Genomic DNA, 10626 nt, shown 5'->3' on the forward strand with positions numbered 1-10626 from the left:
GCGAGAGATGACAATGATAAGACCCTACCTGCTGCCCTGGATGACGGCCTGCCTGTTCGGCGCGACCGGCGCGGTGGCCGCCACCACGTCCGCCGCCCAGGAGGCATCCCCCGGGGCTCGAGTCTATGCCGAGCACTGTGCCGCCTGTCACCAGCCGAACGGCGAGGGCGTGAGCGGCGTCTTCCCGCCCCACCGCGGCCACGTCGGCGAGCTCTATGCCGCCGAGGGTGACGAGATCAACGGGCGCGACTACCTGGCCCGGGTGCTGCTGAACGGCCTGACCGGCCCGATCGTCGTCGACGGCGTGACCTACGACGGCAACATGCCGGCCTGGGGCGAGGCGCTTGGCGAGGCGCAGATCGCCGAGGTGCTCAACTACCTGCTCACCGAGATCGATCCCGCCCCCGAGGCCTTCCGCCCCTACACCGCCGAGGAGATCGAGGCGCTTGGCGAGGCATCGCTGAGCGGGCGCGACGTCCACCGGCTGCGCCAGGGGCTCGACGGCATCGGCGAGGCGACCCCGGAGGCCGCGGCCGCCTCGAGGCCCGCACCGGACGATGCGACCACGGCGCTCACCCGGGAGGCGGCGTTCCCCGCGCCCGCCTACGTCGCGGTGCAGCACAGCGGCGATGTCGAGGTGCTGCCCACCGGTGAGGCCTGGCCGGGCATCGAGGGCGCGCACTACAACGCCCTGAGCCCGGATGGCTCGCGGCTGCTGGTCTCGGGCTTCAAGACCGGCGATGTCCATGTGCTGGACGCCCGCACCGGGGCGCTGACCGCGACCCTGCCGATCGGCGCAGTGGCCCAGGGGGTGAAGATCGCGCCCAACGGCCGGCACGGCCTCGCCATGGCCCAGGCGGATGACGTGGCGGTGGTGATCGACCTGGACGCCGGCGAGCGGATCGCCAGCATCCCCGTCGGCGCGGGGCCCCACAACGCCGTGTTCTCCGCCGACGGCGCGCGGGCCTACGTGACGCTGCAGGGCGGCGGGGCCATCGCCGTGATCGACATGGCCACTCTCGAGAAGGTCGACGAGATTCCCACGCCGGGGCTCGAGACGCCGCACAACCTCGACCTCAGCGAGGATGGCGAGCGGCTGTGGATCCGCGATTTCGTGGGCCAGGTGGGGGTGCTCGAGCTGGCCAGCGAGACCATGCTCGCCACCTTCCCGGTCGGCAATGGCCACGGTGGCATCGATGTCCTGCCCGGTGGGCGTTACGTGGCGACCGGCGCCATCGCGGACTCCGTGGTGACCGTCATCGACGCGCAGGCCCTGGAGGTCGCCGCGTCGGTCGAGGTCGGCACCGGGCCCCATGGGGTGCGGGCGAGTCGAGACGGGCGCTATCTCTACGCCTCGCTCACCGCCGAGGATGCCATCGCGGTGATCGACACCGAGACCCTGGAGGTCGTGCGGCGCGAGCCGCTCGCGGGCGCCTTCCCGTTCTGGATCGCCGTGCCGGGCAATCCCTGAGCGGCCGGCTCTCCCTTTCGCCCAGGGCCCGACAGCCCGGCGCCTTTGCAACGGCGCCGGCGCTGGTCATCATGGGGGCCTCCCGGTGACAGGAACCGCACCATGCCCGAGATCCCCCTGCTGATCGCCGTCGCCGCCCTGGCCGGTGCCGCCCTCTCGGCGCGCGCCGCATGGCGGCGGCGCGGCGTGAGCCGCTGGCCCGAAGCGACGGCCAGGGTGACCGACACCGAGCTCGAGGAGCTCGGCTCGCCGGTGCAGAACCGCGAGAGCCCCGATCAGTCGCGCCGCTACCTGGCGCGGGTGCATATCGTCTTCCGGGTCGAGGGGCGGGAGGTCGTCTCCGACAACGGCCGCTTCGATGGCGCGCCCACCTTCCCCTCGCGGCAGGAGGCCGAGGCGTTTCTGGCCGACTACCCGCCCGGTCGCACGCTGGCGATTCGCCACGACCCGACGATGCCCACGCGCACCCTCATCGGCGCGGTGCGCCTGCCGACTAGGCGCCTCGGCCTGATGCTCTTCCTGCTGGGTGTGGCCGTCGTCGCGCTGTGGCTCGCGCTGCGCTGATTCCCCGGCCGGTTGCCCCGGTTTCTCCTCCTTTGCATAACGCATTGATCTTCATGCAGAAGGCCGCCAGGATAGCGGCTTTTTGCCTGGAGATGGCATGCCGCGTTATCTGCTGGCAGGGCTGCTGGCCCTGTCTCCCCTTACCGTGTCGGCCGACGTGCTCGTCGGCAGCTGGAACATCGAGCACCTGGGCTGGAACAACGACAAGGCCATGCCCCAGGTGGCCCACGTGGCCAATCACTTCGACCTGCTGGCGGTGCAGGAGCTGATGGACCCCGCGGCGCTGGGCGCGCTGGAGCGCGAGCTCGAGGCGCGCTCGGGCGAGGCCTGGTCCTCCATGGCCAGCCACGCCCTGGGGCGCGGTGCCTACGAGGAGCACTACGGCTTCCTGTGGCGGGAGAGCGAGGTGGCCTACGAGGACGGCGCCGTGGTGTTCATCGATCACGGCGACGTCTTCTCCCGCGAGCCCTACTCGGCACGCTTTCGCGACCTGGCGACCGGCGACCGCTTCACCCTGGCGAACGTGCACGTGGTCTACGGCGAGCGCATGGGCGATCGCCTGCCGGAGATCGCGGCGCTGGCCGACTACTGGCAGTGGCTCGGCGAGATCGCGCCACAGACGCCGCGCCTGCTGGCGGGCGACTTCAACCTGCCGCCCGACCATCCGGGCTGGGCGCCCCTGCGTGCCCTGGGAGCGGTGCCGGCGATCACCGAGGGGCGCTCGACCCTGTCGACCACGGCGGGCGAGTACTCGAGCCTCTACGACAACCTCTGGTACGACGCCGAACGCCTGGCGCCCGACGACCGGGGCATCCTGCGCTTTCCCGCGCTGCTGTCCCTGGATCATGAGGCCGCCCGCGACCGGGTCTCGGACCATGCACCGGTCTACCTGGCGCTCAACGGCGCGCGCCTCCCGCCCGTGCCGGCGGCCGGGGGCGCCTTATTGGCAGGCTCGGCAGCCGGCGGCTCGGGGGCGAACTGCATCGACCTCAACGCCAGCGACGCGACGCGGCTCGCCGAGCTGCCCCACGTGGGGCCGTCGCGCGCCGCGGACATCATCGCCGGGCGGCCGTGGCGGGGTCCGGCCGAGCTCACCCGGATCGGCGGGATCGGTGAGGGTCGGCTGGGGGAGATCCGCCACAGCGGCCTGCTCTGCGGCGAGCAAGGATGACGCTCGCGGCGCTCAGATCGCCCGCTGGTTGACGCGCTCGGAGAGCTCGCCGGCGCTCTCCTTGCGCTCGGAGTAGCGATCGGTGAGGACGTCGGTGCGGCCGCGCACCAGCCAGGTGAACTTCACCAGCTCCTCCATCACGTCGACGATGCGATCGTAGTAGGGCGAGGGGCGCATGCGATCGTGCTCGTCGAACTCCAGGTAGGCCTTGGGCACCGACGACTGGTTGGGGATGGTCAGCATGCGCATCCAGCGCCCCAGTACGCGCAGCTGATTGACGCTGTTGAACGACTGGGAGCCGCCGCAGACCTGCATCACGGCCAGCGTCTTGCCCTGGGTGGGGCGCACGGCGCCCAGCGAGAGCGGAATCCAGTCGATCTGCGCCTTCATGATGCCGGTCATCGCCCCGTGGCGCTCCGGCGAGCACCACACCATGCCCTCGGCCCAGGCGGCCAGCTCCCGCAACTCGGCGACCTTGGGGTGGCTGGCCTCCTCGGCATCGGGAAGCGGCAGGCCGCGGGGATCGAAGGTTCGGGTCTCGGCGCCCATGGCCCCCAGCAGCCGCGCGGCTTCCTCCACCGCGAGGCGGCTGAAGCTGCGTTCGCGCAGCGAGCCGTAGAGCAGCAGGATCCGGGGCGGATGCGGCGCGGCGTCGGCGCCGCCGAGGGCCTCGGGGTCGGGGACGCGAAACAGCGGGCGGTCGATATTCGGCAGGTCGTGCAGAGAGGACATGGGCAGTGAAGGTCCTGGAACCTGGGAGTTCTCGCTAGAATATATGCCATTCCATATATAAACAACGCCGCCCGCCCGCGCCCTGAGAGCCTGCGGGCCGAGGCGCTGCGATGGGGCACCGGGCCGACGTGTGGGCCCGCCATGGTGCAGGTGCGAAGTGATCGGGCGCCGTGACACGCGGCGTCGAGGCGCCATGTTTCGTTAACTATTTGTTGTGAAAGTGTTTTCTTTTTGTTGGCCTGCTTCTCGCAATCTGTATGGCAGGATCGCCATTGGAGTGGCGATACAAAGAGTGAGCTGGCGTGCTCCTACTGGCCCCCTTCGGGGGGCCTTTTTTTTATGCGCGATCGTTACGCCTCGTGCGGCCCGAGGCGATCGAGGCCATCGCAGGATCACCGCGGCCTGGGCGCCGGGCGATCCGCGGCGGCGGGGCTGGGCCCGGTGCCGGGCGGCCCGGTATGCTGTGGCCGTCGTGCCGTTACCGGACCCGACCCTACCCGATCAAGGAGTGCGCCCATGCCTGCCGAATCCCCTCGCGACCCCTCTCCCTTCGCGGCGACCCTCGCCGCCCTGGATGCCCTGCACGCCGATGACCCGCGCCGCGTGACGGTGGCGGGCGAGTCGGTGCCCCAGGAGCTGTGGCACGCGGGGCGGATGAGCGCCTGGCTGGAGCGGCTCGTTGAGGCGCCGGACGACCTGGTACGCCTGGCGGTGCGCGGCCAGCACCTGCAGCGCTGGCAGGTGCCGCGCGGCGACTACCCCGAGGGGCGCGTGGGCTATCTGACCTGGCGTCGCGACCAGGGGCAGCGCGCCGGCGAGACCACCGCGGCGCTGATGCGCGAGGCGGGCTACGATGACGCCTCGGCCGAGCGGGTGGCGACGATGATCCGCAAGCAGGGGCTGGGGCGAGACGCGGGCGTGCAGGCGGTGGAGGACAGCGCCTGCCTGGTGTTCCTGGAGAACTACTTCGGCGACTTCTCCCGACAGGTCGACCACGATCACCTGATTCGCATCGTGCAGAAGACCTGGCGGAAGATGTCGCCGGGCGCCCATGCACTGGCCCTCGCCCTGCCGATGACCGCCGAGGCCCGTGCGCTGGTCGAGGAAGCCCTGGCCGGCTGAGGCGCCGGGGCGGCGGGCGGCGTTCAGGCCCGTAGGGCGTGTTCAGGGCTTCAGGGCGTGGTCAGCGGACGCGCGGCGTTGAGGTAGGCCATGCCGTTGAGGCGCACGCGCTCGCGGTCGACGCTCTCCGAGCCCAGGTGCACCTCCTCGAGGGAGGTGGCCATGGTGTCGACCTCGGCATCGATACGGGCCAGCGCGTTCTCCAGGGTGTAGGTGAGCTCGTGGACGGTGCCCAGGTCGCGGTTGCTCAGCTCGTCCTTGGCCAGCAGCTCGGTCAGCCGTGCGTTGTAGTCGCTGAGGTTGGTCAGCGCCTCCTCGAGGGTGCGCGAGGGCTCGCCCGAGAAGTGATCCGGCCCTTCGGCGTAGGCGGTGGTGGCGAGCAGGCCGGTGCAGAGAGCGGTGAGCAGCAGGTTCTTCATGCGGGGATCCTTGGTGCAAATGAGAATATATCGCATGCCTACGCTATCACCCACTCTTGCGCCTGACAATCATTATCGTTCGATATCTGCTCGCGTTTGACCCGGGTCAACACCGGGCTCGTCGCCGAACTGCACCGTCAGGCTCTCATCGCTCTCGCACGGCTTCCCGTGGCGCAGCGTGAGGCGCCGCCGTGTCAGGTCCATGACCACCGAGAATAGCGTCTCCATGCGCTCCTCCGCGGGCTGGTCGGGGTTGAAGTGGCGACAGATCGAGAGCGGCGCGCCGTGGTGGTCGGCGAGCAGCGCGAAGAGCTCCCCTTCGCCGACCGGGTCCTGCGCTGGCAGCTCCTCGCGCAGCAGGGCATCCAGCCGCGCCAGGCGAGGCCGGGAATCGGCGCGCGGGAAGTCCTCGACGCGCTCGGCGCCGCCGCCGGCATAGAGATGGTTGGTGTGGGTGACCACGCCGTCTTCGGGGGATAGGACGCCGGGCTCGCCGGGGTGCACCTCGAGGCCCAGCGCCCGGCTGTCGCCGCTGGCGACCAGGAAGTGCGCCGGCGAGCAGACCCGGTCGTGGCGTGCCACCGCCACGGCGTCGTCGAGGTCGCGGCACTCCAGGATCTTGCGCAGGGCGACGTGGATGGGCAGGCCCTCGCCGCAGGTCTGCGAACGGATGGCGTTGAGGCAGACGCCGAGGCCGTGCTCGTTCATGCCGATCTTCGCCACCATGCCGGCCTCGCCGATGCTGAACAGCGCCGGGGCGTCGTCGCCGTTGATCTCCAGCGCCACCACGTTGTGCAGCTGATCGCTGCGCCAGTCCCAGTTCTGGGCCAGCCACTGGGTGCCGTCGCGGGCGAGGGCGAAGGCCGAGCAGCCTCCGCTGGCCTGGGTCAGCGAGATCTCGCTCCGGCAGTTCAGGGTCAGGATATCGGCGAAGTCGAGGCCCGCGCCCCGGGCGATGCCGTCCATCTCCTCGAGGATCGCCGGGAAGCCGCGCTCGATCATCGGCAGGAAGCGCTCGGCCACGCGGCGCGCCCGGGCCCAGTCCAGGCCCACGAAGTCCTGGAAGAGCCGGTCGTAGACCTCGAGGCTAAGGGTGATCCGCTCGCCATGGGCGCGGCCGTGGGCCTCGCCGATCTCGGCCCGGCTGCCGGTCAGGGGGGTGATATGCATGGTGACCTCGCGACTCGCTGCGCATCGACAGGATCACTGTAGCATTCGCGGGTAGCCGGCAGGGCAGGGACGGGTCGAGAGCCGGGTCAGGGCGAGCGGTTCAGGAAAACGGCCCAGGACGCGCCGCGGAAGGCGCGGCGCCGAAGCGGGGCCGGCGCCGCGGGGGATCAGCTCTTGTCGGGGGCGTTGTAGATGCCCTCGTCGAGCTCGCCTTCGCTCTTGCCGACCAGGGTGGTGACCATCAGGTCGCCGGCCACGTTGACGCTGGTGCGGGCCATGTCGAGGATGCGGTCGATGCCGGCGATCACCGCGATCGCCTCCAGCGGCAGGCCGATCTGGGCCATCACGATGGAGAGCATCACCAGGCCTGCGCCGGGCACGCCGGCGGTACCGATCGAGGCCAGGGTGCCGGTCACGATGATCATGCCGTAGTCCATCATGCTGAGCTCGACGCCCAGCAGTTGGGCGATGAACACCGCCACCACGCCCTGGTAGATGGCCGTGCCGTCCATGTTGATGGTGGCACCCACCGGCAGCACGAAGCCGGCCACGCCCTCGGAGACGCCGAGGTTCTTCTGGGCGCAGCGCAGCGAGACCGGCAGGGTGCCGGAGGAGGAGGCCGAGGAGTAGGCCACCACCAGGGCGTCGAGGATGCCCTGCAGGTAGCGCACCGGATTGAGGCGGCCGAGCAGCGCCAGCAGGCCGGAGTAGACGATCAGCACGTGCAGCACGCTGGCCAGGTAGGCCACGCCGATGACCTTGGCCAGCGGCAGCAGCACCTCGAGGCCGTAGCTGCCCGAGACGTGGGCGATCAGGCCGAACACGCCGAACGGGGCGAGGGCCATGACGAAGCTGGTCAGCTTGTACATCGCCTCGGCGAAGCTCTCGAAGACGCGCACCACCGGCTCGCCCTTCTCGCCGATCAGGGTCAGCGAGATGCCGAGCCCGATGGCGAAGACGATGATCTGCAGGATGTTGCCGCTGGCCAGCGCATCGATGGGGTTCTGGGGCACCAGGCCGACCAGGATCTCCACCAGGCTGGGGGCCGCCTTGGCCTCCATGCCGGACTCGAAGCTCATCTCCAGGCCCACGCCGGGCTGGAAGATCAGCGAGGCGAGCAGGCCGATGGCGATGGCGAAGGCGGTGGTGATCAGGTACAGCCCGATGGTGCGCACGCCGATGCGGCCCATCTTCTGCGGGTCGCGCATCGCCGTGATGCCCACTACCAGGGTGGAGAACACCAGCGGCACGATCAGCATCTTGATGGCGCTGATGAAGACGTCACCGATGGGCTTGAAGACACTGGCGTCCTCGCCCATCAGCGCGCCGGCGAGGATGCCGAGCGCCAGGCCGGCGAGGATCTTCTGCCACAGGGGAATGCGCCGCCACACGTTGGTGGGCGCGGCCGTTGAGGGGCTCGTCACGTCGGTACTCCTTTCTGCAAAACAGCTTTTATGTGGTGGTTGTCAGTTCGGGAAAGCGATTCTACAGAAAGAAAAACCATTAATCTTTGGTTAAACGAACGACCTCTTGCGAGATGGCGACCCGCGCCGCGGGCCGCCCGGGGGGATCACAGCACCTCGTCGAGCAGCCCCAGGAAGGCGGCCCAGGACTTCTCGTCGGCCCGCGCCTGGTAGCGCTCGCTGCCGAAGACGGTGAAGGCGTGGGGCGCGCCGGAGTAGATCTCGATCTCGTAGGGGGTGCTGGCGGCTTCCAGCTCCTTGCCCAGGGCCGCGACGTCGTCCAGCGAGATCGAGCCGTCGGCGCCGCCGTGGGCCACCAGGATCGGCGCGGTGTCGGCGCGATAGCCCTGGCCCTCGGGGGTGGCCAGGCCGCCGTGGAAGGTGGCGAAGCCGCTCATCTCCTGGGCCGCGTCCGAGCGGGCGAGCTCCAGCACCACCGCGCCTCCGAAGCAGTAGCCCATGATCACCACCGGGCCGGCGGCGCCCTGGGCGCGGGCCTCCTCGAGGCCGGCCAGGGTCAGGCGGCGCATGCGCTCGCGATCCTCGTAGAGCTTGCCCGTCTCGGCCTTCTTGGCCGCGGTCTCCACCGGGCGATTGCCCTGGCCGTAGAGGTCGAGGGCGAAGGCGTCGACGCCCAGCTCGGCGAGCATGTCGGCGCGTCGGCGTTCGTAGTCGGTGAGGCCGTCCCAGTCATGGATGATCAGCACGGTGCCGCGGGACTCGTCCGGGGCGCTGGCCAGGTAGCCGGCGAAGGCCTCGCCGTCCACGGCGTAGTCGATGGCCTGGCCGGAGGGCTGAACGGCCTGGGCGCTTCCCAGGAAGAGGACGAAGGGGGCGAGGAGGGCGCAGGCGAGGGGCGTCGGGCGTGTCGTCATGGTGACCTCTTAGATGTTGGGAACGGCCCTCAGTATAGGTCGGGGGGCTCGGTTGCGTTGAAGCGTGCGTTCGAACGCTTAAGCACCGGCGCTTCGCCATGGTGATCAATGACTTGGCGAGTACCGGCGGGCCCGAAGCGTTGGCAGCGCCGGCTTGTGTTTTGCTCCCCGGCCTTCCAGATTGGGGGTGTGATTCATGCAGTCCATGATCCGAGCAACCAGAGCGAGACCAACAATCATGAAGAAACGCGTTCTAGCGACGGCGGTGGCGGCGACCACCCTGGCCCTCTCCGGCATGGCACAGGCCGAGGTCAAGGTCGGCTTCCTGGGGGGCTTCACCGGCGGCATCGAGAGCCTGACGCCGCCGATCTTCGACGGCGCCCAGCTGGCGGTGAGCCAGGTCAACGAGCAGGGCGGCCTGCTGGGCGGCCAGGAGCTGGTGATGCCCACCGGTGACACCACCTGCTCCGACGCCTCGGCCGCCTCGAACGCCGCCGACCGCATGGTCAACACCGAGCAGGTCACCGCCATCGTCGGGGCGCTGTGCACCGGTGCGACCATCGCCGCGGCCAACAACGCTGCCGTGCCGGGCGGCGTGACCATGGTCTCGCCGGCCTCCACGGCGCCGGCGGTCACCCACATCGACGATAATGATCTGGTGTTCCGCACCGTCGCCTCGGATGCCTTCCAGGGCGAGATGCTGGCCAAGCTGCTGATCACCAAGGGTATCGAGGAAGTCGTCGTCACCTACGTCAACAACGACTACGGCCGCGGCCTCTCCGACGCCTTCACCGAGGAATTCGAGGCCGAGGGAGGCATAGTGGCGGAGAACCTCGCCCACGAGGACAACCGCGCCGACTACCGCTCGGAGCTGGGCACCCTCTCCTCCACCGGCGTGCCGAACCTGGTGGTGCTGGCCTACGCCGATACCTCCGGCCAGACGGTGGTGCGTCAGGCCTACGAGAGCGGCATGTTCACCCAGTACATCGGGGCCGACGGCATGGTCGGCGACAGCCTGGTCGAGGCCATCGGCGCCGACGTGCTCGACGGCATGATCGCCACCCGCCCGGGCAGCCCCGAGCTGCCGGGCACCGAGATGTTCCAGGCCCAGGCCGAGGAGGCCGGCATCGACCCCAGCGCGGTGTTTGCCGCCCAGGCCTACGACGCCGCCTTCCTGCTGGCGCTGGCCATCGAGCAGCACGGCAGCGCCGAGCGTGAGGGGCTCAACGAGGCGCTGCGCAGCGTGGCCAGCGCGCCGGGCGAGGTGATCCTGCCCGGCGAGTGGGAGAAGGCGGTGGAGCTGATCGCCGCCGGCACCGAGATCAACTACGAGGGCGCCTCCGGTACCCACGAGTTCAATGCCAACGGCGACGTGCCGGGCGTGGTGCTGGAGATGGTGATCGAGGACGGCACCTTCACCAGCAAGGGCTACGTCGACCTCTGAGGGACGCGCCTGCGCCGAGCGAAGGCGAACGAACGAAGGCCCCGGCGGACCACTGAACTGACCCCCAATAGCTGGACGGTTCATTCAGCCAGCGCCCAAGGCCTGAGTCCTGTACTGCACGGGGCTCAGGCCTTTTAGTTTCAGCCTGATGCGTTCGTGGTTGTAGTAATGGATGTACTGATCGAGCCCTTGCTG

11 protein-coding genes are annotated in these 10626 nt (G+C 69.8%); 5 read left to right on the top strand and 6 right to left on the bottom strand.

The window, feature by feature from the left end; all coding sequences use genetic code 11:
* Positions 1 to 13: 13 nt before the first annotated feature.
* The 3 genes from ABE957_RS01685 (at position 14) to ABE957_RS01695 (ending at position 3206) form a co-directional block, all read left to right on the top strand.
* Positions 14 to 1471: a cytochrome D1 domain-containing protein gene (locus ABE957_RS01685; RefSeq protein WP_349756926.1), complete on the top strand. Its 1458-nt coding sequence runs from the start codon at positions 14 to 16 to the stop codon at positions 1469 to 1471.
* 102 nt (positions 1472 to 1573) lie between these two features.
* Positions 1574 to 2035, top strand: a complete 462-nt coding sequence (locus ABE957_RS01690; protein WP_349756927.1) for a DUF3592 domain-containing protein — start codon at positions 1574 to 1576, stop codon at positions 2033 to 2035.
* A gap of 97 nt (positions 2036 to 2132) precedes the next feature.
* Positions 2133 to 3206, top strand: a complete 1074-nt coding sequence (locus ABE957_RS01695) for an endonuclease (protein ID WP_349756928.1) — start codon at positions 2133 to 2135, stop codon at positions 3204 to 3206.
* A 12-nt stretch (positions 3207 to 3218) separates the two neighbouring features.
* On the opposite strand, the gene arsH is transcribed toward ABE957_RS01695, so the two are convergent.
* Positions 3219 to 3938 (bottom strand): arsenical resistance protein ArsH, encoded by a 720-nt coding sequence (gene arsH, locus ABE957_RS01700; RefSeq protein ID WP_349756929.1) that lies wholly within the window; start codon positions 3936 to 3938, stop codon positions 3219 to 3221.
* A gap of 516 nt (positions 3939 to 4454) precedes the next feature.
* Between arsH and ABE957_RS01705 the strand changes: the two genes are divergently transcribed.
* Positions 4455 to 5060: a DUF4202 domain-containing protein gene (locus ABE957_RS01705; RefSeq protein WP_349756930.1), complete on the top strand. Its 606-nt coding sequence runs from the start codon at positions 4455 to 4457 to the stop codon at positions 5058 to 5060.
* Between the two features lie 50 nt (positions 5061 to 5110).
* Here the strand turns inward: ABE957_RS01705 and ABE957_RS01710 are convergent, their stop codons facing one another.
* The 4 genes from ABE957_RS01710 to ABE957_RS01725 all read right to left on the bottom strand — a co-directional run bounded on the left by ABE957_RS01710 (position 5111) and on the right by ABE957_RS01725 (position 8987).
* On the bottom strand, positions 5111 to 5479 hold the full coding sequence (locus ABE957_RS01710; RefSeq protein ID WP_349756931.1) for a DUF6746 family protein: 369 nt from the start codon (positions 5477 to 5479) through the stop codon (positions 5111 to 5113).
* Positions 5480 to 5551: 72 nt separating this feature from the next.
* The gene (locus ABE957_RS01715; RefSeq protein WP_349756932.1) at positions 5552 to 6649 is read right to left on the bottom strand and encodes a C45 family autoproteolytic acyltransferase/hydrolase; all 1098 of its coding nucleotides are present in this window, start codon (positions 6647 to 6649) and stop codon (positions 5552 to 5554) included.
* A gap of 167 nt (positions 6650 to 6816) precedes the next feature.
* Positions 6817 to 8073 carry a dicarboxylate/amino acid:cation symporter gene (locus ABE957_RS01720; RefSeq protein WP_349756933.1) on the bottom strand — a complete coding sequence of 419 codons (1257 nt, stop codon included), beginning with the start codon at positions 8071 to 8073 and terminating at the stop codon, positions 6817 to 6819.
* A 146-nt stretch (positions 8074 to 8219) separates the two neighbouring features.
* Positions 8220 to 8987 carry a dienelactone hydrolase family protein gene (locus tag ABE957_RS01725; protein ID WP_349756934.1) on the bottom strand — a complete coding sequence of 256 codons (768 nt, stop codon included), beginning with the start codon at positions 8985 to 8987 and terminating at the stop codon, positions 8220 to 8222.
* Positions 8988 to 9222: 235 nt separating this feature from the next.
* On the opposite strand from ABE957_RS01725, the gene ABE957_RS01730 reads away from it, so the two are divergent.
* Positions 9223 to 10431 (top strand): ABC transporter substrate-binding protein, encoded by a 1209-nt coding sequence (locus tag ABE957_RS01730; protein WP_349756946.1) that lies wholly within the window; start codon positions 9223 to 9225, stop codon positions 10429 to 10431.
* A gap of 84 nt (positions 10432 to 10515) precedes the next feature.
* Here ABE957_RS01730 and ABE957_RS01735 read toward each other — a convergent pair.
* A partial coding sequence (locus ABE957_RS01735; protein WP_349756947.1) for an IS3 family transposase occupies positions 10516 to 10626 on the bottom strand: 111 nt, incomplete at its 5' end.

The sequence above is a fragment of the Halomonas pelophila genome, from assembly GCF_040196315.1.
Lineage (GTDB): Bacteria > Pseudomonadota > Gammaproteobacteria > Pseudomonadales > Halomonadaceae > Halomonas > Halomonas pelophila.